The 23,223-nt window shown below is 68.0% G+C and carries 21 protein-coding genes and 1 pseudogene; 13 read left to right on the top strand and 9 right to left on the bottom strand.

Features of this window, described 5'->3' with window-relative positions; genetic code table 11:
- The 9 genes and pseudogenes from AC5P65_RS09030 (at position 1) to AC5P65_RS08990 (ending at position 7,825) form a co-directional block, all read left to right on the top strand.
- Positions 1 to 885, top strand: coding sequence for an HlyD family secretion protein (locus AC5P65_RS09030; RefSeq protein ID WP_021204233.1), 885 nt, complete (start codon positions 1 to 3; stop codon positions 883 to 885).
- Positions 882 to 2,318 carry an efflux transporter outer membrane subunit gene (locus tag AC5P65_RS09025; RefSeq protein ID WP_111098096.1) on the top strand — a complete coding sequence of 479 codons (1,437 nt, stop codon included), beginning with the start codon at positions 882 to 884 and terminating at the stop codon, positions 2,316 to 2,318. The genes AC5P65_RS09030 and AC5P65_RS09025 overlap by 4 nt, the downstream gene beginning before the upstream one ends.
- Positions 2,319 to 2,452: 134 nt before the next feature.
- On the top strand, positions 2,453 to 2,800 hold the full coding sequence (locus AC5P65_RS09020) for an RcnB family protein (RefSeq protein ID WP_021204235.1): 348 nt from the start codon (positions 2,453 to 2,455) through the stop codon (positions 2,798 to 2,800).
- Positions 2,801 to 2,872: 72 nt separating this feature from the next.
- Positions 2,873 to 3,094, top strand: a pseudogene (locus AC5P65_RS09015) (nuclear transport factor 2 family protein); the annotation flags it as partial.
- 117 nt (positions 3,095 to 3,211) lie between these two features.
- Positions 3,212 to 3,886: a response regulator transcription factor gene (locus tag AC5P65_RS09010; protein ID WP_019659910.1), complete on the top strand. Its 675-nt coding sequence runs from the start codon at positions 3,212 to 3,214 to the stop codon at positions 3,884 to 3,886.
- Positions 3,883 to 5,115, top strand: coding sequence for a HAMP domain-containing sensor histidine kinase (locus AC5P65_RS09005; protein ID WP_021204237.1), 1,233 nt, complete (start codon positions 3,883 to 3,885; stop codon positions 5,113 to 5,115). The genes AC5P65_RS09010 and AC5P65_RS09005 overlap by 4 nt, the downstream gene beginning before the upstream one ends.
- A gap of 59 nt (positions 5,116 to 5,174) precedes the next feature.
- Complete coding sequence (locus tag AC5P65_RS09000; RefSeq protein ID WP_111098095.1) at positions 5,175 to 5,561, top strand: diacylglycerol kinase; 387 nt, start codon at positions 5,175 to 5,177, stop codon at positions 5,559 to 5,561.
- Between the two features lie 73 nt (positions 5,562 to 5,634).
- A complete protein-coding gene (eptA, locus tag AC5P65_RS08995) occupies positions 5,635 to 7,461 on the top strand; it encodes a phosphoethanolamine transferase EptA (RefSeq protein WP_258391432.1) in 1,827 nt (608 codons plus the stop codon).
- A 61-nt stretch (positions 7,462 to 7,522) separates the two neighbouring features.
- The gene (locus tag AC5P65_RS08990; RefSeq protein ID WP_227853028.1) at positions 7,523 to 7,825 is read left to right on the top strand and encodes a hypothetical protein; all 303 of its coding nucleotides are present in this window, start codon (positions 7,523 to 7,525) and stop codon (positions 7,823 to 7,825) included.
- 18 nt (positions 7,826 to 7,843) lie between these two features.
- Here AC5P65_RS08990 and AC5P65_RS08985 read toward each other — a convergent pair whose 3' ends face one another.
- Positions 7,844 to 8,764: a M14 family metallopeptidase gene (locus AC5P65_RS08985; RefSeq protein ID WP_021204241.1), complete on the bottom strand. Its 921-nt coding sequence runs from the start codon at positions 8,762 to 8,764 to the stop codon at positions 7,844 to 7,846.
- A 146-nt stretch (positions 8,765 to 8,910) separates the two neighbouring features.
- On the opposite strand from AC5P65_RS08985, the gene AC5P65_RS08980 reads away from it, so the two are divergent.
- The 4 genes from AC5P65_RS08980 to AC5P65_RS08965 are packed head-to-tail and all read left to right on the top strand — an operon-like array spanning position 8,911 to position 12,832.
- Complete coding sequence (locus AC5P65_RS08980) at positions 8,911 to 9,564, top strand: DUF3348 family protein (protein ID WP_134732382.1); 654 nt, start codon at positions 8,911 to 8,913, stop codon at positions 9,562 to 9,564.
- 10 nt (positions 9,565 to 9,574) lie between these two features.
- Positions 9,575 to 11,839: a DUF802 domain-containing protein gene (locus AC5P65_RS08975; RefSeq protein WP_495215510.1), complete on the top strand. Its 2,265-nt coding sequence runs from the start codon at positions 9,575 to 9,577 to the stop codon at positions 11,837 to 11,839.
- The gene (locus tag AC5P65_RS08970) at positions 11,836 to 12,474 is read left to right on the top strand and encodes an OmpA family protein (RefSeq protein ID WP_021204244.1); all 639 of its coding nucleotides are present in this window, start codon (positions 11,836 to 11,838) and stop codon (positions 12,472 to 12,474) included. The genes AC5P65_RS08975 and AC5P65_RS08970 overlap by 4 nt, the downstream gene beginning before the upstream one ends.
- On the top strand, positions 12,464 to 12,832 hold the full coding sequence (locus AC5P65_RS08965; protein WP_099487947.1) for a DUF2894 domain-containing protein: 369 nt from the start codon (positions 12,464 to 12,466) through the stop codon (positions 12,830 to 12,832). The genes AC5P65_RS08970 and AC5P65_RS08965 overlap by 11 nt, the downstream gene beginning before the upstream one ends.
- A 165-nt stretch (positions 12,833 to 12,997) precedes the next feature.
- On the opposite strand, the gene AC5P65_RS08960 is transcribed toward AC5P65_RS08965, so the two are convergent.
- The 8 genes from AC5P65_RS08960 to AC5P65_RS08925 all read right to left on the bottom strand — a co-directional run bounded on the left by AC5P65_RS08960 (position 12,998) and on the right by AC5P65_RS08925 (position 23,174).
- Complete coding sequence (locus tag AC5P65_RS08960; protein ID WP_111098091.1) at positions 12,998 to 13,444, bottom strand: REP-associated tyrosine transposase; 447 nt, start codon at positions 13,442 to 13,444, stop codon at positions 12,998 to 13,000.
- A gap of 169 nt (positions 13,445 to 13,613) precedes the next feature.
- Positions 13,614 to 14,372: a 2,3-dihydro-2,3-dihydroxybenzoate dehydrogenase gene (locus tag AC5P65_RS08955; RefSeq protein ID WP_495215509.1), complete on the bottom strand. Its 759-nt coding sequence runs from the start codon at positions 14,370 to 14,372 to the stop codon at positions 13,614 to 13,616.
- Entirely contained in the window at positions 14,363 to 18,253 is a 3,891-nt protein-coding gene (locus AC5P65_RS08950; protein ID WP_495215508.1) for an enterobactin synthase subunit F, read from the bottom strand. The genes AC5P65_RS08955 and AC5P65_RS08950 overlap by 10 nt, the downstream gene beginning before the upstream one ends.
- Entirely contained in the window at positions 18,250 to 18,507 is a 258-nt protein-coding gene (locus AC5P65_RS08945; RefSeq protein WP_019659922.1) for a phosphopantetheine-binding protein, read from the bottom strand. The genes AC5P65_RS08950 and AC5P65_RS08945 overlap by 4 nt, the downstream gene beginning before the upstream one ends.
- Entirely contained in the window at positions 18,507 to 19,139 is a 633-nt protein-coding gene (locus AC5P65_RS08940) for an isochorismatase family protein (RefSeq protein ID WP_021204249.1), read from the bottom strand. The genes AC5P65_RS08945 and AC5P65_RS08940 overlap by 1 nt, the downstream gene beginning before the upstream one ends.
- Positions 19,139 to 20,791, bottom strand: coding sequence for a (2,3-dihydroxybenzoyl)adenylate synthase (locus AC5P65_RS08935; RefSeq protein ID WP_111098087.1), 1,653 nt, complete (start codon positions 20,789 to 20,791; stop codon positions 19,139 to 19,141). The genes AC5P65_RS08940 and AC5P65_RS08935 overlap by 1 nt, the downstream gene beginning before the upstream one ends.
- Positions 20,788 to 21,981 (bottom strand): isochorismate synthase, encoded by a 1,194-nt coding sequence (locus AC5P65_RS08930; RefSeq protein ID WP_111098086.1) that lies wholly within the window; start codon positions 21,979 to 21,981, stop codon positions 20,788 to 20,790. The genes AC5P65_RS08935 and AC5P65_RS08930 overlap by 4 nt, the downstream gene beginning before the upstream one ends.
- Positions 21,978 to 23,174, bottom strand: a complete 1,197-nt coding sequence (locus AC5P65_RS08925; RefSeq protein ID WP_111098085.1) for an MFS transporter — start codon at positions 23,172 to 23,174, stop codon at positions 21,978 to 21,980. Before AC5P65_RS08925 ends, AC5P65_RS08930 begins: the two co-directional genes overlap by 4 nt.
- Between the last annotated feature and the right edge of the window lie 49 nt (positions 23,175 to 23,223).

The raw sequence follows: 23,223 nt of genomic DNA, 5'->3' as shown, positions 1-23,223 counted from the left end.
ATGAAAGACCTGCTTGCTGTCATCGGGCGCTGGAGCGCAACGCTGGGCGTGTGTGCGCTTGCCGCCATTGCCGCGTTCTCCCTCTGGAATCGTTACGAAACACGCCCGTGGACGCGTGATGGACGGGTGCGCGCCGATGTGGTGCGCGTTGCGTCGGACATGGGGGGGCTGGTCACCCAAGTGCTCGTGCACGACAACCAGCGGGTCAGTGCCGGCCAGCTGCTGCTGGTGCTCGATCAGCCACGCTTCGCCGCCACGCTGGAGAAGGCAGACGCGGCGGTCAGGAGCGCGCATGCCACGCTGGCGCTGGCTCGCCGCGAATCGGCGCGGGACAACGCACTTGGCAACCTGGTCGCTTCGGAAACCCGCGAACGCAATGCCGCCAAGGTCGATACCGAGCTGGCCGCGCTGGCGCAGGCACGGGCCGAACAGCGCGTTGCCCAGCTCAACGTGCAACGCACCGAGGTGCGCGCAACCACCGATGGCATCATCACCAACCTCGACCTGCACGCGGGCGACTACCTGCAGCCGGGGGCACAGGCGCTGGCGCTGATCGACACCCGCAGCCTGCGCATCGAGGGCTATTTCGAGGAAACCAAGCTGGGCTGCATCACCGAGGGCGATGCCGCCGTGGCCCGGCTGATGGGCGACAACCACGACGTGCGCGGGCACGTGGAAACCATCGCCGCCGGCATTGCCGACGATCAGCGCTCAAGCACACACAACCTGCTGCCCGCCGTGGCGCCAACTTACACCTGGGTGAGGCTGGCGCAGCGCATCCCGGTACGCATCCGCATCGATGATGCGCCGTCGGACACCCGCCTGATCGTGGGTCGCACTGCGAGCGTGACCATCGCGCCCTCGGCAGCGGGAGCCTGCAAGTGAGCCTGCGAACACTACGCGGTGGGCTGCTTGCCCTGCTGCTGCCGATGACGGCCTGCGTCTCCGGCCCCGACTATCACCTGCCTGCGAATGCCGTCGCGGCCTCCCCCCAGGCGGCGCGGCCGTTCGTCTCAGGCCAGGACGCATCGTTCAGCCACGACGCGCCACCGGATCGGTGGTGGCAACTGTATGGCGACCCCCAGCTTGACGGCTACGTGCGCGAAGCACTGGCGGCCAACACCGACCTGCGCGCTGCCGATGCCAACCTCCGGCGCGCCAGCGCTACCGTGCTGGAGTACCGCGCGCGCGGTGCCGTACAGGCCGACGTGGATGCGTCGGGCACGCTCATCCATGCCGGTGGCTACACCCAGGCGTCGGCCGCGCCGCAGTCGTACGCGCTGGGCCTTCACCTCTCCTATCCACTGGATCTTGCAGGCGGTATCCGCCGCGGCATCGAAGCCGCCAACGCGGACGCCGAGGCCGTCGCTGCGGCGCGGGACCAGGTCCGCGTGGTCGTCGCTGCGGCCGTCACCCGGGCCTATCTCCAGGTGTGCACCCGAAATCACACGCTCGCTGCAACCCGGCAGGTGCTGGCGGTGCAGCGCGCCACCCTGGAGGCAACCCGACGCCTGGCTGCCGGAGGGCGCGGAACGGACTTCGATGTCAGCCGTGCCGGTGCCGCCGTCAACCGCAGCGCGGCGGGGATACCGCACCTGCTGGCGGAACGCCAGGCCGCACTGTTCGAACTGGCCGCATTGATGGGCAGGCTCCCGGCGGACTATCCCAGGGAGGCCGAAGCCTGCCCAGGCCCCCCGGAGCTGGGGCAGGCGCTGCCGGCCGGTGATGGTTGGCAGCTGCTCCAGCGGCGCCCCGACGTACGCGCAGCCGAACGCAGCCTGGCCGCCGCGACTGCAATGATCGGTGTCGAGACGGCGGGTCTCTATCCGCAGATCACCTTGGGCGCCTCTTCGGGCGTGGCCGGCACACCGGCGCATCTGCTGTCGGCCGACGGCTTCGGTGCGAGCATCGGTCCCGCGCTGTCATGGCACTGGCCCAACCGCCGCGTGGCCAAGGCCCGCGTCGCAGCGGCAGGTGCCAATGCAGATACCGCGCTCGCGTCCTTTGACGGCGTCGTGCTGCAGGCACTGCGCCAGACCGAGACCGCGCTTTCTGCCTGCACGCAGGAACTTGAACGCGAGCGCAGCCTGGCGCAGGCGCGTGGGGATGCAGCGCGGGCCGCCGGGCAGGCGCAGCAGCTCTACCGTTTCGGCAGGATCGATTTTCTCGACCTGCTTTCGGCCCAGGCCGCGCTGGCAGATGCGGAGTCCGCATTGGCCGTCTCGCGCGCGGAGCGCATTGACCGGCAGATGGATCTTTTCCTGTCGTTGGGTGGAGGCTGGGCTGCAACAGATTCAGCCCCGGGCGGGGTCCAGTGACCCGTTGCCTGGCAGCGGCTGCAGGCCGCGCCGTCTGTTCAGAAAAGTGCCGCCCAAACCCGTATTCATTCACACTGACTGCCCTATATTCCCGCCACAGCGCCGCATGCTGCGGCCATGACGGAGGCACTTCCATGAAGACCACACGTTTGCTTGCCATCGCTTTGACCACCGCCACCGCGTTGGCTGCGGCCCCCGCCTTCGCTGACCCGCCGCATCACGCCCGCGGCAACGGCCCGCCGCCGCATGCCGGCGGCCCGCACAACCGTGATGCGCCGCCGCCCGGCTGGCAGAAGAAGGCCTGGCGTCGTGGCGACCGCCTGCCCTGGGCCGAAGTGGACCGCCGCTACTGGGTGGACGATTACGCGCGTTATGACCTGCGCAATCCGGGTCGCGGCCAGCGCTGGGTGCGCCAGTCCGACACCGAGTACCTGTTGGTGGAGATCGCGACCGGCTTGATCATCGACGCGCTGCATCGTTGAATGCGGAGCGCGCTGGGGCCCTGTAGCCGTGGCCCCGGCGGCGCTTCCACCCTACGAAGGCCGTCATGAACGATGCGAACCACCGGAATCCAGAACGCGCTTCTCGCTGCGTGCCTCGCCGCAGGCCTGCCGGCCCATGCAAGCCAGCGCCCATCATCGGCTGATGTGAATGCCATCGAACAGGTGGTCGAATCGTTCCGCACCTCGTTGATCAACAAGGACAAGCCGACCTACATGAGCCTGTTCTTTTCGGACAGACCGGAAGATATCGGCTGGCAGTTCGTTTCCGAAGATGCCGGCCGATTGAACGTCGCTTGACGCGGCCGAACCCAGGCCGCGAACCATTCAGCATGCGCATTGGCAATCAGTCAGGGATCGGGCACAGTTCGGCCACGCGCAAGGACGCACGCCATGACCCGCCTGCTGATCATCGAAGACAACCCCGAGCTCGTAGCCAACCTGTACGCTTTCTTTGAGCCTATCGGCTACGTGCTGGACGACGCCCGCGACGGTGCCAGCGGCCTGCGCCGGGCCACGCAGCACGACTACGACGCCATCCTGCTGGACCTGATGCTCCCGCGCCTGGATGGCATGACGCTGTGCCGAAAGCTGCGCCGGGAATTCCAGAACCCGGTGCCGATCCTGATGCTGACCGCGCGCGATCCGGTCGAGGACCGCGTGCAGGGCCTCGCTCTCGGCGCCGATGACTACCTGGTCAAACCGTTCTCGCTGAAGGAACTGGATGCGCGGATCAAGGCCCTGGTGCGACGCGCCCAGGGCCGTCAGGTCGACAGCGTACTGGCGTGGAAGGACTTGCAGGTAGATACGCGCTCGCCGCAGGCCTGGCGACAGGGGCGCTGCATCGCGCTGACGCCTACGTCGCACAAACTGCTGATGTGCCTGGTACGCGCGGCCCCGGCCGTGGTGCGCAAGCAGGAGATGGAATACCTGGTCTGGGGCGACGAGCCACCGGACAGCGGCGCGCTGCGTACCCACATCCATGAGCTGCGCCTGCAGGTGGACCGCAGCTTCGACACCACGTTGATCGCCACGGTGCACAGCGTCGGCTGGCGCATGCCGGCGTGACCCCTGCCGCTCTCTACCGCCGCCTGGCCCTGCGTACCCGCATCACGATTTCGTTCGTGCTGCTGATGGCCGGCGCGATGGGCTTCATCGTCCTGGCCGAACAGGTGGACTACGACCAGGTCAGGGCCGCGGTCATCGCCCGGACCCAGGACAGTGCCGTGCACAAGCTGCAGGCAGCGCTGGCCCGTGGCGAGCGCCCCGCCCTGCCCCCGGGCAGCCAGCTGTACGACAGCCATAGCGTGCCGATGGTGCTGCGCCAGTACGGCCTGGGCTACCACGGCGAAGCAGGACCCGACGAGTGGCACCTGCGTGTGTTCGACAGTGGCGGCCAGCGCTACTACCTGCTGCAGGACGCTGCACCCTATGGCTACCTGGAACACCTGATCAATGCCTTTGCCGCGGTGGTCATTTCGATCTGCGTGCTCGGCGCCTTCCTGATCGGTCGCAGGGTGGCATCGCACGTCATCGCGCCCATCACGCAGTTGGCCGACGCCGTGCAGAGCGGGCGGAAGCCCTTTCCCTGTCAGGACGCCCGCGACGAGATCGGTGTACTCGCCCGTGCCTTCGCCCGGCACAGTGATGAGCTCGAACGGTTCCTGCATCGCGAGCAATGCTTCAGCGGCGATGCCAGCCATGAGCTGCGCACGCCCTTGGCCATCATCGGCGGCGCTGCGGAAACCCTTGCCTGCCAGCTTCCGTCCGACAGCCACCTGGTCCCCAGCGCGGAGCGTATCCTGCGCACTACCCAGGAGATGCAGCGCCAGCTGTCCTGCCTGCTGCTGCTCTCACGTACCCCCGGCTCCGTGCCGCGCAACAAGGTGGCCCTGCGCCCATTGATCGAATCCTGCATGGAGCGCTGCCAACCGTGGATTTCCGGCAAGCCGGTGATCGTTGCGTTTGATGCCCGGCATGACGCCGTGCTGGACACCAACGCAGATCTGGCGCACAGCGTGATCTGGAACCTGCTGCGCAACGCCTGCCAGTACACCGAAAGGGGCGAAGTGAGGATCACCCTCCACGACACCGCACTCACCGTCGCCGACACCGGACCCGGCCTGCCCTCCAGTATCGACCCACAGCAGTTCCAGCGCTTCGTGCCCGGCAGCCCGCACAATGGCGAGGGACTGGGGCTGTCCATCGTGCAGCGCATCGTCGAGCACCTGGGCTGGAGGATGACGGTGCACTCCTCGCAGCAGGGATGCCGGTTCAGCCTGGAATGGCCCGCCTGACGGTTTCCTGACACGCGCGTGCACATGCTGGGGATTGCTCACTTCACGGCGGAAACGGCATGCAGCACCCCAAGGACAGCGGCAAGTACCCGCATGGCAAGACCGGCCTGGGCCGCATCTTCCACACCCTGATCCATTCGCGAGACGGATTCATCGCTACCTTTCGTGGCGAGGCTGCTTTTCGCCAGCTGCTGCTCCTGCACGCGCTGTTGATCACTGCAGCGTTCGTACTGGACATCAGCGCGGTCGAGCGCGCATTGGTGTTGGCGGTCTGCTTCATCAGCCTGCTGGTGGAACTGCTCAACTCGGCGATCGAAGCCGTGGTTGATCGCATTTCGCTGGAGCAGCATCCGCTGTCCAAGAACGCCAAGGACATGGGCAGCGCCGCGCAGACCACCGCGTTGTTGATGGTCGGCGCAGTGTTGGGCGTGATCCTGCTGGGCTAGCCCGGCAAGGCTGACAACTTCCTGATAAAGCCGTTTCGATACTGCGCGCACTCCTGTTCCGCGGAACCTGCTCGTGCGCCAATGCCTCCGTTTTCCACGGCCCCATCCGATCATCCTGGTCTGGGCCGCAGCGTTTTTCTTCACCACGATTGGAAACATCGCCCTCTGGAAGACGCTGTGGGGGCTGATCGACCTCAACAGCCTGCGCAGCGTGCTGTTCCTGGCCAGCCTGCCGCTGGTGCTTTTCTGCCTGTTCAACCTGATGCTGACGCCACTGCTGGCACTGCCGTTCCTGCGCAGGCCGCTGCTGGTGCTGCTCGTTGTCGTCAGCGCCGCCTGCAGCTACTTCATGCTGCACTACAACGTGCTGATCGATCGCAGCATGGTGCAGAACGTGTTCGAGACCAACCAGGCCGAACTGAACGCCTATCTGTCGCTGCCACTGCTGTTGACCCTGCTGGCGCTGGGCGTGCTGCCCGCTGCCGGGCTGGCCCTGGTGCGCACCACCAGCGGGGCCGGTTCGATACGTTCGCTGCTGGTGTGGCCAGTCAGCGTTCTGGCGTCATTGCTGGTACTGCTGGCAATCGGCTTCGCGTTCTACAAGGACTATTCCTCACTGCTGCGCAACAACCGCCACATCCGCGACCAGGTGCTGCCGTTGAACGTGGTGCGGCATACCCACGGTTATCTGAAAGGTCTCTACAGCACCCGCCAGCAACCGCTGCGCGCGATTGGCATGGACGCACAGCGCGCGCCGGGCCCGCGCCCGAAGCTGGTGATCCTGGTCGTCGGCGAGACCGCGCGATCACAGAACTTCCAGCTCAACGGCTACCCACGCGCGACCAATCCCCGGCTCTCACGCAAGGAAGGCGTCATCAGCTTCAATGATGTCTCCTCATGCGGGACCGCCACGGCCATCTCGGTGCCGTGCATGTTCTCGCAGATGACCCGAGGCCAGTACGACGACGTGCGCGCCGCAACCGAGGAGAACGTGCTCGACATCCTGCAGCGCACCGGCATCAGCGTGCTCTGGCGCAACAACAACAACGGCGGCTGCAAGGGCGTGTGCGAACGCGTACCGACCGAGGACATGCCTGCGCTGAAGGTGGCCGGCCAGTGCGTCAACGCCGACGGCACCTGCTACGACGACGTGCTGCTGCACCAGTTGGGCGCACGCATCGATGCCATCAACGGCGACGCCCTGATCGTGCTGCATCAGCTCGGCAGTCATGGGCCGACCTACTTTGAACGGTATCCCGCAGCGTCGCGGGCTTTCAGCCCGACCTGCGACAGCAATCAGATCCAGCATTGCAGCAACGAGGCGCTGGTCAACACCTACGACAACACTCTGGTCCACACCGACCACCTGCTGGGCAAGGCCATCGACCTGCTGCAGGGCTATGCGGACCAGCGTGATGTCGCACTGATCTATGTGTCCGACCATGGCGAGTCGCTGGGCGAACGCGGGATGTACCTGCACGGCACGCCCTACTTCATCGCCCCGCGCGAGCAGACCCAGGTGCCGATGGTGATGTGGTTCTCAGCGGAGTTCAGCCACAACGCGGGCCTGGACCTGGCCTGCATGCGTGGGAATGCGCTGCACCGCGCGTACAGCCATGACAACGTCTTCCACTCGTTGCTGGGCCTGTTCGGGGTCAGCAGCACGGTATACCAGCGCGATCTGGATGTGTTCGCCGGTTGCCGCACGGGAACGGCCCAGAGGACTACCGGGCCCGCGGTTGTCAGCGCGCCTGTTGCCGCGCTGCCAGCGAGGACCCGGCGTTGCTGGGCCAGGCTGAGCCTCGTCAGAAGTCCGCAGCTGCGGCGACGCGATGCTCTGGGCTGCTGGCGAGGCGTCGCCTTCGGATGGGTTCGCGGCACCGCTGGGCGCGGGGGGTGATCACCTTGATGACGTTGATCATCTTGATGCACCTGGCGGGCGCTGCTAAGGTCCCGGCAGAGTGCTGCTCCTGATCGGCCGCTTGGCGCATTTCCGGCACCGGTCTACTGGCAACAGGGCAAAGGATATGGCCGACAGAAAGTACTGGTTTACAGCGCGCAGTCACGGATGGGGCTGGGGACTGCCCTGCGCGTGGCAGGGCTGGGTGGTCTATGCGATCGCCTTTGCGCTTCTGCTCGGCGGTCCGTTCCTGTTCTCACCCTTTCGCAACCCTGTTGCCTTCCAGATCTACACTTGGACAATCGTAGTCGCGCTTGTGCTGGTCTGCTGGCGCAAGGGCGCGCCCCCCGGCCCGATGTGGTGAGGGCGGCGCTGCCGGATCTTAGTTGGCCAGGGCGAAATCCAGGCCCGCACACACCGCCGCCACCTGGGCGTCGTTGCATTCCTGCGGGTTGGTGCGCGGGCTGTCCGGGTAGACCTCGGTGGTGGTGGCAAAGCGCGCATCGGTGAAGCCAGCGCAGGCGCCGATCGAACGGGATTCGCCCCAGACCACGCCCGGCGACTGCAACGGCAGGCCGACCAGATTGCCTTCGGCGTCGGCCGGGGCGATGTGGGTGATGGGCGCCACTGCGGCGATCAGTGCCTTCTGGAACTCGGCCTGCGGATCTTCACTGTTGCCGATCACGTAGAAGCCATCCGGAATGGTGTCGCGCTCGAACGGCTTGCCGTCGCGGGCGCAGCGCGCCGGATCGAACTCGTTCAGGTCGCTGTCGGTGGTCTCGTGCAGGTCCAGATGCACCAGCAGGTTCGGCTTGCGCTCGGCCACCCAGCGCATCAGCGCGGCGGCTTCCTCGATCTGGCCGCCGTCACGGAAGCTGCGGTTCGGGTCGATCGCATCCGGGTTCCAGCGCTGGATGCGCTCATAGCCCCACGGGCTGACGCAGGGCGCGACGATCAGGTTCAGCCGGCCCAGGTAACGCTCCGCCTGCTGCTCCAGGAACTGCAGGGCACCGTGCACGCCGCTGGTCTCGTAGCCATGCACGCCACCGGTGATCAGCGCGGTCGGCAGCGCCGGGTTCCAGTCGTGGTTGACCACGGCGAACAGCGGGTAATGGTCCGGCGCATAGTCCAGTTGGCCGTACTGGATCACGTCGAAAACGCTGTCGTCCAGGCGCTCAAGGGCGGCCACCACGTCATCATGGTAGCTGCGCTGGCGCTGCTGGCGGGCCCGCCACTGTGCGCGTTCCGCGTCGCCCCAGGGCTGTCCGGGGGTGCCGATCGGGTAGAACTGCGCAACAGTCATGGGGGTACTCCAAGGATCGAACGGGTGGATGCAGCCGGACATTCTAAGCCTTGTCGCGCCTGCGGGTACCGCCCCCCAGGCCCCGCCTTCATCCAGCCGGGGTCATCTGGTTGTAAAATCAACGGTTTTTGGCCCCTCACCCCTTGATGGCGAACGCAGCGCAGCCGGTCCTGGGTGGACCGGAGTTCCTCCGCCTGCTCGCCCGTCTCAGCGACGGCGCGATGCCGGCCAGCAGTCCCGCCCTGACCGATCGCCTCGGCCAGTGGGTGGACTGGAGCCGTGCCGTGGCCCTGTCCGGGGCGCTCGGAGGACGCCTGCCCGAGCCCGGTGAAGCCGTCGAAGCGGTCGAGGATGTGCTGGCCGACTGCGCCCAGGCGCACGCCAGCCTGCGCGCCTCGATCAGTGAGGACGCCGAGGCCGAGCGCCTGCTGGACCTGGCCGAGGCCGCTGCCGCACCCAACTTCGCCTCGCTGCGCCAGCGCTACCGGGTGTTGCAGCAGGCCATCCAGACCGCCACCGGGCGCCTGCGCGGCCGCCTGCGCGACCAGCTGGTACAGGTCTCGCCGGAGCTGGCGCGGCTGGCCGAGGTCGATGCAGTGATGGAACAGACCCTCACCCCGCGCGAGCACAGCCTGCTGGCCACGGCGCCGGCAGTGCTCGGCGCCCGTTTCGACCGCGTGCACGGCCAGCCCGGCTGGCGCGCGGCCTTCCGCCATGACATGCGCACCCTGCTGCTCGCCGAGCTGCAGCTGCGCTTCCACCCGATCGAAGGGCTGCAAGACGCCCTGCGCTCCCACTGACCGGAACACCATGTCCAGAACTGCTTTCCATGTCGTTGTTTTCCTTGTCGGCCTGCTGGCCGTGTGCTGGATCGGCATTGGCTACGTTTCGGTGCATCCGTTGGGTGCAGCGGTGGCGGCGATCATCGCGGCCTGCTACATCGCCGGCGGCGTGGAGCTGTACCGCTACCGCCAGGCCAGCAACGGCCTGCGCGCCGCACTGAATGACCTGTCCAGCGCGAAGGAAAGCCTCGCCCCATGGCTGGAGCGCGTGCCGGTAGGCCTGCGCAACGCCGTGCGCCTGCGCGTGGAAGGCGAGCGCACCGCCCTGCCCGCACCGGTGCTGACCCCGTACCTGGTCGGCCTGCTGGTGCTGCTGGGCATGCTCGGTACCCTGCTGGGCATGATGGACACGCTGCGTGGCACCGGACTGGCCCTGCAGAGCGCGACCGACATGGCCGCGATCCGCGGCTCGCTGGCCTCGCCGGTGCAGGGCCTGGCGGTGGCCTTCGGTACCTCGATCGCGGGCGTGGCCAGCTCGGCCATGCTCGGCCTGTTGGCCGCGCTGCTGCGCCGCGACCGCCTGCAGGCCGTGCAGCAGCTGGACCGCGCCATTGCCGGCGACCTGCACCCGTACTCGCAGGCCTGGCAGCGCGCCGAATCGCTGCGCCTGCTGCAGGCACAGTCCGCCGCGCTGCCGGCGCTGGTCGACCGCCTGCAGGCGATGACCAGCACCTTTGAACAGCACAGTGCGGCCGCCAATGAGCGCCTGCTGGCCGGCCAGGCCGAGTTCCTGACCCAGAGCCAAGCGCTGCAGGAACGCCTGGCCCTGTCGCTGCAGCAGTCGCTGCGCGAAGGTGCCGAAGCCAGTGCCGCGGCCATCGGTAGCGCGCTGCAGCCGATGGCTGAAACCACCCTGGCCGGTCTGGCTCACCATGGCGAAGCGTTGCATGCCCGTGTCGAACGGGCCGTGCAACAGCAGCTGGCGGGCCTGAGCGACGGTTTCGAACGCAGCCGGGTCGCCACCGAAGCCAGCTGGGCCAAGGTGGTGAGTGAACAGACCCAGGCGCAGCAGGCGCTGGTGAGTGATCTGCGCCAGCACCTGCAGGCCTTCAGCGATGGCCAGGGCACGCACGCCGAAGCACTCGTCGCGCGTATCGGCGAGCGCCTGCAGGCCGATGCACAGAGCAATGCAGACGCCTTGCGTGCCGCCGCCGAGCAGCAGCAGGCCCTCAACAGCGCGCTGGTCGAGCGCCAGCAGCAGGCGTTGATCGCCGCCAGCGAACATCTGGATGCGCGTGCGCAGGCGCTGCTGCAGGCACTGGAACAGCAGCACAGCGCCAACCAGTCACTGCTGCAGGATCATGAAGCGCAGCGCTCGCAGCAGTGGCAGGCCGCGCAGGCCGCCGCCGCGACTGCGCACGCCGAACTGCAGGCCAACCTGGACAGCCGCGAGCAGCAGCGCCAGGCGCGCTGGGACGCGGTCAGCGCCGAACTGCAGCAGGCCCACGCCACCCTGCAGGCGCAGCTGCAGGCCGGTGACGAACAGCGCCTGCGGCGCTGGAGCGATGCCTTGCAGCATGTTTCCACCGAGCTGGCCGAGCGCCTGCAGGCCAATGGCGAACGCCTGGCTGCACAGCAGCAACAGGTCTGCGACGCGCTGGCGGCCACCGCACAGCAGATCGGCGAGAACGGTCGCGCGCAGGCCAGTGCCACGCTGGCTGAAGTGTCCACCCTGCTGCAGACCGCGGCGGCGGCACCGAAAGCTGCTGCCGACGTCATCAACGAACTGCGCAGCACGCTCTCTGAAAGCCTGGTGCGTGACAACGCAATGCTGGAAGAACGCGGTCGCCTGCTGGCCACCGTGCAGACCCTGCTCGATGCGATCAACCATGCCTCGCACGAACAGCGCACCGCGGTGGACGCGCTGGTTGGCGGATCGGCCGAGCTGCTGGAGCGCGTTGGCAATCGCTTTACCGACCATATCGCCGCCGAGACCGGGAAGCTGGACGGCATCGCCGCAGCGCTCCACGGCAGCGCCGGTGAAGTGGGCCAGTTGGCCAGCACCTTTGGTGAAGCAGTCGCGCAGTTCGGCAGTGCCGCCACCGCGCTTTCCGGCCGCCTGGACCAGATTGGCGGCGCACTGGACGCCTCGCTGGCCCGCAGCGATGAGCAGCTGGCGTACTACGTGGCACAGGCACGCGAGGTGGTCGACCTCAGCCTGCTGTCGCAGAAGCAAGTGATGGAAGAACTGCAGCAGCTGGCCACGCGCCGCGGCAAGGCCGGCAGCGCATGAGCGACGAGCTGGAGGTCGATGGCGGCTCGCATGCCCCGATCTGGGCCGCCTTCGGCGACCTGATGTCGGTGCTGCTGGGCGCGTTCGTGCTGATACTGGTCGGCGTAGTTGCCGTGCAGCTGGAACTGTCGCAGCGGCTGGACCAGGAAGTGAAGCAGCGCCAGGCCGAAGCCAAGCGCCTGCAGACGCTGGAACAGGCGCTGGCCGGCCCGCTGGCCGCCGGTCGCGTGACCCTGGTCGATGGACGCATTGGTATCAGTGGCAGCGTGCTGTTCGCGTTGAACTCCGACCAGCTGCAGCCGGAAGGCCAGGAGCTGCTGCGCAGTCTGGCCGCACCGCTGGCCGCCTACCTGGGCAGCCGCGAAGAGATCCTGATGGTCAGCGGCTTCACCGATGACGCGCCGGTACGCGAAGGCAACCGGCGTTTCGCCGACAACTGGGAGCTGTCCGCGCAGCGCTCGCTGACCGTGACCCGCACCCTGATCGCCGATGGCGTACCGGCCGACGCCGTGTTTGCCGCCGCGTTCGGCAGCGAGCAGCCGGTCAGTTCCAACGCCAATGAGGAAGGCCGCGCGCGCAATCGCCGTGTGGAAATCGCGCCGATTCCCAAGCCCAAGGCGGCGGATGGCAAGTAAACCGCCCGCCCTGGAAGGCCTGCGCGCATTGGTGCGTGACCTCGATGCGGGGTCGCGCTCGCTGCCGCATTACCCGCAGGTGCCGATGCTGCAACAGGTGCAGCGCGAATGGTCGGAGCTGCGCAGCGAACTGCAGGTGCGCCGCTCGCTACGCGCCGAGGCCCCGGCCGATGGCGGCCCGCTGAACTCGGCGGTACTGGTGCAACGCATGCTCGACACGATGCAGGCCACCAGCCCCGGCTACCTGCGCCACTTCATCGACTATGTGGACACCTTGTCCTGGCTGCAGGCGCTGCAGGATGGCGCCGCCAGCGGCGGTGAGACCGCAAAGCCGAAACGGACACGCAAGCCGCGCTGACCATTGATTGGTAGTGCCGGCCGCTGGCCGGCAGCTACGCATCTCCGCGTCGGTTCGTGCGGTTGCCGGCCAGCGGCCGGCACTACCATCGCGGGCGCTGTGCGCCGGAACGCGATCTGCGCTTCGCTTCCGTTCTGCTGTGGTAGTGCCGGCCGCTGGCCGGCATCACATCCAGGCCGACCACGCATACGGATACTCGCCAATCTGCCCAGCAAGACCGGCGCGTACCGGATTCCCCAGGATGTACAGCGCCTGCCGCGCCAGCGACTCTTCGGTCCTCACTGCATGATCGAAGTAGCCGGGCTGCCACACCGTACATCGACGGCCCGCCAGGCGATTCAGGGAAAGGGCGCTTGACGATTTCATCCGGCGCGCGATGTCGGGAAGGTCAGCTGCACGTAGCTCGAACATCCAGTGGACGTGATCCGGCATGACGACCCATGCGTGTGACCGTACGAGCCCGCGCTGTTCGATGTAGTGGAACTGGTCGATTACACATGCTGCTGCAGCTTCGCTTTCAAGGAGCCGGCTGCGCTGGTGTGTCGTGGTTGTCAGAACGTAGACCTGGCCGATGATCGAGTGACGGCCCAGGCGAAGGCGATGGCTGCTCATGCCCCATGGTGGGTCGATCACTGCGCGTTGGCTGTCGGGCCATGGCTCGACAGTGGTTGGGAGATGTCTGAAGGTGAATGAGGTTGCCGGCCAGCGGCCGGCACTACCGGGGCTGTGGGTTGCCGGCCAGCGGCCGGCACTACCACTGCCGGCAGGCGGCCGTCGGACCTCAGCCGCGCAGGGTGGCGCCACCGTCCACGTACAGGTCGCTCATCGCTACGTGCCCGGCCTGCTCGGAGAGCAGGAACATCACCGAGTGCGCGATGTCTTCCGGCGTGGCGAGTTTGCGCAGTGGAATGCCGGCCTTGTAGGTCTCAAGGCTGCCGACGATCACCCGTTCGGCGCCGTGCTCGTCCTGCCACATGCCGGTCTGCATCGGGGTCAGCGTGGACCCCGGGGCGACGATGTTGCAGCGGATGCCCAACGACGCCAGCTCCAGCCCGAGGCAGCGGGTGAACATCGTGGCGGCGGCCTTGGACGCAGCATACGCCGCCATGCCGTGCCGCGGCACGCCAGCCGCATTCGAGCTGACGGTAACGATTGCGCCCTGCCGGCGCGGTGACATCACCCGCGCCAGCGCACGACCGACATGGAACACGCCATCGGCATTGACCGCGAATACACGGCGCCAGTCGTCGTCGCCGGTCTCGGTGACACCGCCCACATGCAGTACGCCGGCCACGCTGGCGGCCAACATGATCGGTCCGATGCTGGACTCGACCTGGTCCACCAGGGCGTCCACGGCGGCACTGTCGGTCACGTCCAGCGCAAACGGGTGCACACGCACATCTGCCGTAGCAGGCGCGTCGCGATCGGTCGCCACCACGGTGCAACCGGCCACGGCCAGAAACCGTACCAGTGCCTCGCCGATGCCGCCGGCAGCGCCGGTCACCAGTGCCACGCGACCTTCAAAGCCGGTCAACTGCATGTTGCGATCTCCTGTTGCTCGTCCCATTGGCGCAGCCGCGCCGACAACCACGGCGCCAGCTGCGCCACCGCATCGCGGCCGGTCAGTTCGGCGTGCAGGAACGGCAGTTCCAACGACTGCACCCTGCGCGCGTGTGCCCGCCACAACGCCGACTGCAACTGTGGCCGCGCCTGGTGATCCCGGCCCGCACGCACATGCACCAGCGTGCCATCGAACGGCCGGTGGATATGTTCACGGATCAGTCGATTGGTGCCGGTCACTGCGCGCACCACGCCATCGAGCACCACATCCGGCAAGCTGCCGAGTGCACTGCCACCACGTCGCAGGAACGCGAGAATGCGTTCCCGGCTGTCCAGTTCCGCATGCGCATCCGGGTCATGACCGGCAATCGCCAGCAGTGCCCGCAATGCAGCGATGGCATCGGGTTCCGGCTCGGCCCGCCAGCACTCGCTGGGATAGGCGTCCAGCAGCACCAGCTCTCCGACGTCGCGGCCGATCTCATGCAGCCGCACCGCCATCGCCTGGGCCAGGATGCCGCCCACCGACCAGCCCAGCAGATGCACCGGCCCCTTCGGCTGTAGTGCGACCACGCGCTGTACGTAATCGTTGGCCATCGCCTCGATGCTGCTCGGCAGTGGCAGCCGCGCGTCCAGTGCCGGCGACTGCAGGCCATACACCGGGCGGGCTGGTTGCAGTGCTCGGGCCAGGGTGCGGTAGTTCCAGGCGATGCCACCGGCCGGGTGCAACACGAACAGCGGCGTGGACCCGGCCGCTTCGGTCGCGGCCAGCGCGATTACCGGCCCCAGTGCGTGATCGGCCAGCGCGGGCGGCTCGGCAATGCGAACTGCCAGCGCGGCCACGGTGGGCTGGGCAAACAAGGCACCCAGACCCAGATCACAGCGCCAGCGCTGCTCGATGGCCAGCAGCAGGTGCACCGCCGACAGCGAGTCACCGCCGAGACTGAAGAAGTCCGCATCCACCACCACCGGCGCCTCACGCCCAAGCGCCTGTGCGAACAGCAACGCCAGCTCCTCTTCCAACGGCGTGCGCGGCGCCAAGCCGGCAACTTCAAGTTGCGGTGGCTTCGGCAATGCGTTGCGGTCGAGCTTGCCGTTGGCGGTCACCGGCCAGTAGTCCACGCCGACAAACGCCGAAGGCACCATGTAATCCGGCACGCGCGTGGCCAGGTGGCTGCGCAGCATGACGGGGTCGGCAAGCGCGCTTGGCACATAGGCCACCAGCCGGGCATCGCCGGGCGCGTCCTGGCGCAGCAGTACTTCCACGCGCTCCATGCCAGGCAGCTCGCGCAGTGCCGCCTCGATCTCGCCCAGCTCGATGCGCAGGCCGCGCAGTTTCACCTGATGGTCGCTGCGGCCCAGGTACTCGACCGCGCCATCGGCGCGCCAGCGCGCCACGTCGCCGGTGCGATAGATGCGTTCGCCAGGCAGGAACGGATCGGCGAGGAAGCGCTCGGCGGTCAGGTCCTCGCGACCGAGATAGCCGCGCGCCAGCTGCACACCGCCCAGATAAAGGTCACCGGGCACGCCCACCGGCACCGGCTGCATCCGGGCGTCCAGCACGTACAGGCGGGTGTTCCAGACCGGGAACCCGATCGGCACCGGCCGCGAACGATCCTGCGCCGACGCCGGCCAGTAGCTGACGTCCACCGCAGCTTCGGTCGGGCCATACAGGTTGTGCAGCTCGGCGTGCACACGCGCGTGGAAGCGGTCGCGGGACGAAGCATCCAGCGCCTCGCCACTGGTGAACACCCGTCGCAGCTGCAGCCCTTCGGAGGCCGGTGCAGCGAGGAAGGCATCCAACATCGATGGCACGAAATGCGCCGTGGTGATGCCATGCTCGCGGATCAGCCGCGCCAGTTCAGTGGGATCGCGATGCGCGTCCGGCCCGGCGACCACCAGCGTGGCCCCGCACAGCAGCGGCAGGAAGAACTCCCAGACCGAGACGTCGAAGGTGGCCGGGGTCTTCTGCAGCACGCGGTCATCGGCGCGGATGTCGTAGTGCTCGCGCATCCACAGCAGGCGGTTGACGATGGCACGGTGTTCGATGACCACGCCCTTGGGCTCGCCGGTCGAGCCGGAGGTATAGATCACGTAGGCCGCATCGTCAGGTGCCGGATCGGCCCACGGTGCGGCAAAACTCAGCGCAGTCCACTGCTCCGGCGCGAGCACCGGTACGCCGGCCACGCGCGCCGATACGTCCGCCGCAGCCAGTACGCACACCGGCTGTGCCGAGGCGAGAATACGCGCCAGGCGCTCGTCCGGATGAGCAAGGTCCAACGGCAGGTAGGCCGCGCCTGCGCGCAGCACCGCGACCAGCGCGGTCACCAGCTCCAGCGAGCGCGGCAATGCCACCGCCACCACGCTGCCCGGGCCGACATCCATCGCCCGCAGCTGTGCCGCCAGCGCGAAACTGCGCGCTTCCAGCGTTACGTAGTCCAGCGTAGTGTCGCCGAACACCAGCGCTGGAGTGTGCGGATCCCGATCCATGCCCTGCTGCAGCAATTCAACCAGTGTGGTCTCAGGAAGCGCGTGCGCAGTGGCATTGAAACCGTGCAGCACCTGCTGCACCTCGTCGGTCGTCGCCAGAGGTACGGCTGCGATATCGTCAGCCTGCAGTGCCGACGACACGAAATGCAGCAACCGTGCCGCGTGTGCCTCGACATCCTCGCGACTGTACAGCGCGGGATTGGCCTCGATCTCCAGATCCAGCAGACGCTGGCCATCGCCACGGAAGCCCAGCGTCAGGTCATCCACCGGCCCGGTGCAGAGCACCTCCAGCGTCGCCTGCACGCCCGTCAGCGCCAGCGGCTTGTAGAACGGCTGCACATTCACCATGGGACCGTGCAGGCGCTGCTGCGCGCCCACCAGGCCCAGATCCCGGCGCAGTTGCTCGCCTCGGTAACGGCCGTGCTTGCGCCCTTGGCTGAGCTGCCGGCCCAGGCTGCGGGTAAAGGATTCGACGCTGCCCTCGCCGGCGGCCACGCGCAGCGGCAACACATTCATCACCATCGCCGGTACCCGTGCCGACGCGTTTCCGAGCCGGCCCATGTAGGGCACGCCCAGCACCACTTCATCGGCCGCGCTCATCCGCCGCAGGTACTCGGCCGACAACGCGGCCAGCACGTCTGGCCAGGGCTGCAACCAACGTACCGATGCCTGCAGCAACTGCTCACGGAATGCCGCATCGAGCGGCTGCACCCAGCGCAGCGCGTCGTCACTGGCCGCGAGCGTACCGGCCAGGCCCATGCCCGCCGGTGCACCCTGCATGTGCTCGCGCCACCATTGCCCGGCCTGCGTGCGGCGCGGGTCGGCACGATAAGCAGCATCGTCGGCCAGCACCCTCGCCAGCCCCGGCAGAGGCTCACCCGTACGACCGGCATACAACGCGCACACGCGATCAGTGAACAGCGCCATGCCGTAACCATCGGCCGCCAGGTGATGCACGCGCAGGTACCAGACCCAACGCTGCCCGCCCAGTTCAAGCAGCACCTGCTGGCTGATCCGGTCCCGGGTGGGATCGACCGGGCTCAGCCGGTCGGCGTGCATCAGGTTGCGTGCCGCAGCGGCGGGATCCGCCTCGGTAGAAACATCGCGCACCGAAAGCAACGGCACGTGTGCCGTGTCATGCCACTGCAGCGGCTGGCCATCGGCACCTTCGGCAAAGCGCAATGCGAAGGCCTCGGCCTCGCAGGCAGCCTGGTCTGCGGCTGCGACGAACGCGGCCACGTCCAGCGGGCCGTCGATCCATACCGCGTGCGCGGTATTGAATGACGGATTGTCCGGTGCCAGCCGCTGTGCGAACCACAGCCCGGCCTGGGCCTCGGTCAACGCCACCGGCGTGGCCAGCGCTGCGGCGTTCATGCGTTCTGCGCGGCCTGCAGTTGCTGCACCACACCCCACCACTGGCGCAGCGTGGTGTGCTCGGCCAACTGCGAGAACTCGAGCGGAAGGCCGGTGTTGCCCCAGGCCAGGACCAGGCCGAGCATGCGCATTGAATCCAGGTCCAGGTCGATCAGGTTGTCGTCGTCACCGATCTCGGCCGGCGTGCACTCCAGCACGCGCGCTACGTCGGCGCGCATCCGCTCCAGATCCAGCGCCTCACCCATGGCAGCCATCACAGCACCTCCAGCAGCTGATCGGTGGTCATCGGCACACCACAGGTGCGCGCGATCCAGTGCAGCGCCTGATCGTGATCGGCACGCGAGAAGTCCGCCACCGCATCGGCGGCGATGAAGGCCTCGATGTCACGCTGGAAGGCCTCGACGACGGTCGCGGTGCAGCCGATATGGGCGTACACGCCCGTCACCAGCAGCTGGTCACGGCCGCGCACCCGCATCAGCGTTTCAAGGTTGCTGCGCTGGAACGCGCTGTAGCGGTGCTTCACCAGCACGTGCTCCCCTGGCTGCGGTGCCAGTGCTTCGATGATGGGTTCGTGATCGGCGCTGCGGCGCATGCCCGGCCCCCACAGGTCAGCCTGAAGGCCACGGTCACGGCGGTCCTGGTCGCCATGCTGAGCGGTGTAGAACACCGGAATGCCGTGCGCGCGGCAATGCGCCAGCAGGCGTGCGATGTTGTCCACGGCCGGCCGCAGCGGCGCCTTGCCGGCGTCGAATGCGGCCAGGAAGTAACGCTGCATGTCGTGCACCAGCAGCGCGACACGATCGCGCCGGGGGCGCCAGGGGCCACGCGCCTGCGGCAGTTCAGCGGCAGTCGGCAAGGGGTAATCGGTGATACGGGGCAGCGCCATCAGCGCGTTCCTCCTGTCTGTTGCAGATGACGCGCACGCAGCTGCGCGCGCAGTTCGCGGCGGCTGATCTTGCCGACCGCGGTGGTATCGAAACTGTCGACGAACACGACCTGGTCGGGCACCTTGAACGCCGCCAGGCCGCGCCCGCGCACCCAGGCCTTCAGTGCCGGGGCCTTGAGCGGCTCGCCCTGCGCGATCACGAACGCACAGCTGCGCTCGCCCAGATACTCATCGGGAATGGAGACCACGGCGGCGTCAAATACGCCGGGGTGCGCCAGCAGATGATCTTCGATCTCTTCGGCAGAGATCTTCTCGCCCGCCCGGTTGATGTGGTCACCCGCACGCCCCTGTACCACCAGGTAGCCACCGGGCAGCTGCTGCACACGGTCGCCGGTACGATAGAAGCCGTCGTCGGTGAACGAGCGCGCATTGGCCACCGCATCGTTGTGGTAGCCGCGGATGGTGTACGGGCCACGGGTGAGCAGATGCCCTACCTCGCCTTCGGCCACCGGCTGGTCATGGTCATCGACCACGCGCACTTCATCATCCGGACTGATCGGCCGGCCCTGGCAGGCGACGATCAGTTCCTCCGGGTCATCCAGCCGTGTGTAGTTGACCAGGCCTTCGGCCATGCCGAACACCTGCTGCAGCGTGCAGCCAAGGCCGTCGATCACCCGTCGTGCGGCTTCCGGCACCAGTTTGGCGCCGCCCACCTGCAGTACCCGCAGGCTGGACAGGTCATGCCTGCTGGTGGCGGCGGCCTGCGCCCACAGCAACGCCAGCGGCGGCACCAGCCCGCAGCAGGTCACCTGCTCGCGAGCGATCAGCGGGAAGGCCGCATCCGGTCCGGGGCCGGGGCTGAGCACCACGCGGGCGCCGGCGTACAACGCGCCGAAGAAACCGGGCGAGCTCATCGGGAAATTGTGCGCGGCCGGCAGCGCGACCAGATAGACGCTGTCGCGGTCGATGCCGCAGATTTGATTGCTGGCACGGAACGAATAGATGTAGTCGTCGTGCGTGCGTGGAATCAGCTTGGACAGCCCAGTGCTGCCTCCGGAAATCTGCAGGAACGCCACCGACTGCGGGTCCGGATCGGACGGCAGCTGGCTGCGATCGCCCTGCAGTGCCTCCAGTGCGGTGAACTCCTGTGCATCGCCATCGATCACCACCTCACGTATCGCGGGCACTTCAGCCTGCAGCGCCCGCGCCAACGTACGGTGATCGAAGCCGTCGTGCAGTGCGCTGGTGATGTAGGCACTGGCTTCGGCCTTGCTGGCGAAGTGCACCAGCTCGGTGATGCGGTGCGCCGGCAACGCGTACACCGGCACCAGCCCGGCACGGAACAGGCCGCAGACTGTGGTGACGAAGCCTGCGGTGTTGCCCAGCTGCACCAGCACCCGCCCCCCTGGCTGCAGGCCCAGCGCCAGCAGGCCGGCGCCGATCCGCCCGGCCTCGTGCCACAGCTGTGCATAGCTCAAGCGGACGTCGCCGGCGACCACCGCGATGTCATCGGCATAGCGTTCTGCACGTTCGCGCAGGAACGCCGGGAAGGTCTCGCCACGCCAGTGACCGGCCTCGCGATAGCGCGCCACCAGCGCGTCGGGCCACACCTGCTGCAGTGGCAGGCGGGAGGATTCAACGGAAGCATTCATGCGGCAGGCTCGATGGCGGGTGCGGATTCATGGACACCCAGCGCGTTCAACAGGGCAGCAAACTTCGCTGCGGTTTCGGCCACCTCGGCCTCGGGGTACGACTCGGCGACGATGCCGGCACCGGCATACAGGCGCAGTTGCGTGCCCTGCAGGCGCGCGCAGCGGATCGCCACGTACCAGTCGCCGTCACCCTGCGCGTCCAACCAACCCACGGCGCCGGCATAGAAGCCACGCGGCACCGGTTCCAGCTCGCGGATGCGCTGCAGCGCCGCCAACCGCGGCGTACCGCAGACCGCCGGCGTGGGGTGCAGCTGTGCCAGCAGTTCGGCCGCAGGGGTTTGCGGATCCTTCAGGGTCGCGTGGATGCGGGTGCCGAGGTGCCACATGCTGGCGGTGGCGTGCAGCACCGGGCGCGGCTGTGCATCGATGTGGCTGCAGTACGGTGCCAGGCCCTCGACGATGGCCTCGACCACATGCCGGTGCTCGTCATGGTCCTTGGTCGAGGCCAGCAGCGCCTGCGCCGCACGCTCGTCCTCTGCAGCATCGGCGCTGCGCCGGGCGGAGCCCGCCAGCGGGTGCGACAACAGCTGGGCGCCGCGCTTGCGCAGCAGCAGCTCCGGGGTTGCCCCCACCAGCCAGGCTGGCGCCTGACCCGGCTCCACCGGCAGCGGCACCGCGTAGGTTGCTACCAAGGGATCCGCGCCCAGGCGTGCCAGCAGCACATCCGGAGGCAGTGCCTGGCGGGTGCGGGCCAGCAGGCTGCGCGCCAGCACCACCTTGTGCAGGTTCTGCTCGGGCGCACGCAAGGCCTGCAGTGCCGCAGCGACTGCAGCGGCATAGTCCTGCGGCGCAGGCTCTGCCCGCAGGGCGCCGTCCAGCGGCGGTGCGGCCTGCGGCTGCAGTGCCAGCGCCGGCAGCAGGCGCTCGGGCTGGTAAAGCGCATCGTCCGCACGCGGTTCGAACGGCACCGCGCCAACCAGCAGGCCTGGGCCGCCACGCTGCTGGGCGAAGAACGCCGAGACGCGTTCTGCCAATGTCGCCAGTGCACCGGCCGGCAGAGTGGCGCGGCAACCGCGGGCGTGCACGTGCTGGCCAGCGTGCTGCAGCAGGAACAGCGACGCGTCGTCGCTGCTCTCCTGCGGCGCTGGCGCAGCCTCCGGCCACGCACCCTGCATCAGGGAATCGTTCATGGGGTCTCCTTCATCCGATGCGCTGCAGCCAGCGCGCACAGCAACAGCAGCAGCGCGCCGACCAGCAGATATGGCAGGCTGGGCCCGCCGCGATACAACAGCGTGCCGAGCATCGGCCCGGCCACCATGCCCAGCCCTTGCGCGGCCGCCACGGTGCCTGCGGCGGCGCCCTGCTCGTGCGCCTCTACCGCATCGGCGGCCAGCGCCTGGAACGAGGGGAATACGAAGCCCATGCCGAACGCAGCCAGCGCATACGCCGCAGGCAATTGCCAGGCCTGCTGCACGCCCGCCACCGAAGTGAAGCCGATGCCGGAAATGAGAGCGCCGAGGACGATCCAGCGGCGTGGATGCACCTCCAGCTTCATCACCAGCGCCTGCGCCAGGATCAGGCCGACGCCAACGGCGGTGAGTGCAATGCCGGCCATGCGCGCGCCGGTCGCCGCATCCAGACCCAGGCGATCAATCGCAAAGAAGCCCACCGTGACCTGCGCGATGGTTACCGAGACCATCGCGATGAACGCGGCCAGCTGTGGCAGGCGCAGGCGTGGGTCGAGGCGACTCATCGGCGTGCGACGCTGTGCGTTGCCAGCGGCCACCGGGGGCGTTGCCGGCAGTCGCCAGGCCAGCAGCGCCAACGCCACCGATGGCAGCAGTGCAGCCACATACAGCGCCAGCGAGAGATTCGTATAGGCCAGCCAGCCAGCGGCGGCCGGGCCCAGCACCATGCCCAATGCATTTGCGCTGCCCAGCCGCGCGAGGAATTTTGCACGCTGTCCGGTGGGTGCCTTGTCGGCGATCAGGGCCGCAGCGGTGGGCGGCACTGCGGCGTAGAACAAGCCGATCAGGCCACGCGCTCCCACCAGCACCAGTACCGATACCAGCACCGGCGGCACCGCCTGCAGGGCAACGTCGATGAACACCGCCAGCGCGATATAGACGACGGTGTAGGCAGTCATCGCCAGCATCAACACGCGCTTGCGGCCGATGCGGTCGCTGAGCTGGCCCCAGGGGCGCGCGGCCAGCATCCACAGCACGCCTGCGGCGGTGACCGACAGGCCGGCATGCCACTCGGACAGGCCGAGCATGCGGACCACCGGGCCGATCACAGCGACGAAGGACATCATCGCCATGGTGCCGATCAGGGCAGCCAACACCAGCGCCGGCAAGCCGGGAACGACGGGACGTGCGTGCATGAAACACCAGCCGTAACAGGAAAGGATTGGCCGGGCGCGTCTGCACGCC

It is taken from the genome of Stenotrophomonas sp. YJH_SMC_48-3, from assembly GCF_059369375.1.
Note: the sequence above shows the minus strand (reverse complement) of the source record. Positions and strands in the feature narration are given on the sequence as shown.

Excerpts from the sequence above, each read along its gene's own strand:
- AC5P65_RS09030 (WP_021204233.1), top strand. The coding sequence starts at position 1 with ATGAAAGACCTGCTTGCTGTCATCGGGCGCTGGAGCGCAACGCTGGGC.
- AC5P65_RS09020 (WP_021204235.1), top strand. The coding sequence starts at position 2,453 with ATGAAGACCACACGTTTGCTTGCCATCGCTTTGACCACCGCCACCGCG.
- AC5P65_RS09010 (WP_019659910.1), top strand. The coding sequence starts at position 3,212 with ATGACCCGCCTGCTGATCATCGAAGACAACCCCGAGCTCGTAGCCAAC.
- AC5P65_RS09000 (WP_111098095.1), top strand. The coding sequence starts at position 5,175 with ATGCAGCACCCCAAGGACAGCGGCAAGTACCCGCATGGCAAGACCGGC.
- AC5P65_RS08985 (WP_021204241.1), bottom strand. The coding sequence starts at position 8,764 with ATGACTGTTGCGCAGTTCTACCCGATCGGCACCCCCGGACAGCCCTGG.
- AC5P65_RS08980 (WP_134732382.1), top strand. The coding sequence starts at position 8,911 with ATGGCGAACGCAGCGCAGCCGGTCCTGGGTGGACCGGAGTTCCTCCGC.
- AC5P65_RS08975 (WP_495215510.1), top strand. The coding sequence starts at position 9,575 with ATGTCCAGAACTGCTTTCCATGTCGTTGTTTTCCTTGTCGGCCTGCTG.
- AC5P65_RS08970 (WP_021204244.1), top strand. The coding sequence starts at position 11,836 with ATGAGCGACGAGCTGGAGGTCGATGGCGGCTCGCATGCCCCGATCTGG.
- AC5P65_RS08965 (WP_099487947.1), top strand. The coding sequence starts at position 12,464 with ATGGCAAGTAAACCGCCCGCCCTGGAAGGCCTGCGCGCATTGGTGCGT.
- AC5P65_RS08960 (WP_111098091.1), bottom strand. The coding sequence starts at position 13,444 with ATGAGCAGCCATCGCCTTCGCCTGGGCCGTCACTCGATCATCGGCCAG.
- AC5P65_RS08955 (WP_495215509.1), bottom strand. The coding sequence starts at position 14,372 with ATGCAGTTGACCGGCTTTGAAGGTCGCGTGGCACTGGTGACCGGCGCT.
- AC5P65_RS08950 (WP_495215508.1), bottom strand. The coding sequence starts at position 18,253 with ATGAACGCCGCAGCGCTGGCCACGCCGGTGGCGTTGACCGAGGCCCAG.
- AC5P65_RS08945 (WP_019659922.1), bottom strand. The coding sequence starts at position 18,507 with ATGGCTGCCATGGGTGAGGCGCTGGATCTGGAGCGGATGCGCGCCGAC.
- AC5P65_RS08940 (WP_021204249.1), bottom strand. The coding sequence starts at position 19,139 with ATGGCGCTGCCCCGTATCACCGATTACCCCTTGCCGACTGCCGCTGAA.
- AC5P65_RS08935 (WP_111098087.1), bottom strand. The coding sequence starts at position 20,791 with ATGAATGCTTCCGTTGAATCCTCCCGCCTGCCACTGCAGCAGGTGTGG.
- AC5P65_RS08930 (WP_111098086.1), bottom strand. The coding sequence starts at position 21,981 with ATGAACGATTCCCTGATGCAGGGTGCGTGGCCGGAGGCTGCGCCAGCG.
- AC5P65_RS08925 (WP_111098085.1), bottom strand. The coding sequence starts at position 23,174 with ATGCACGCACGTCCCGTCGTTCCCGGCTTGCCGGCGCTGGTGTTGGCT.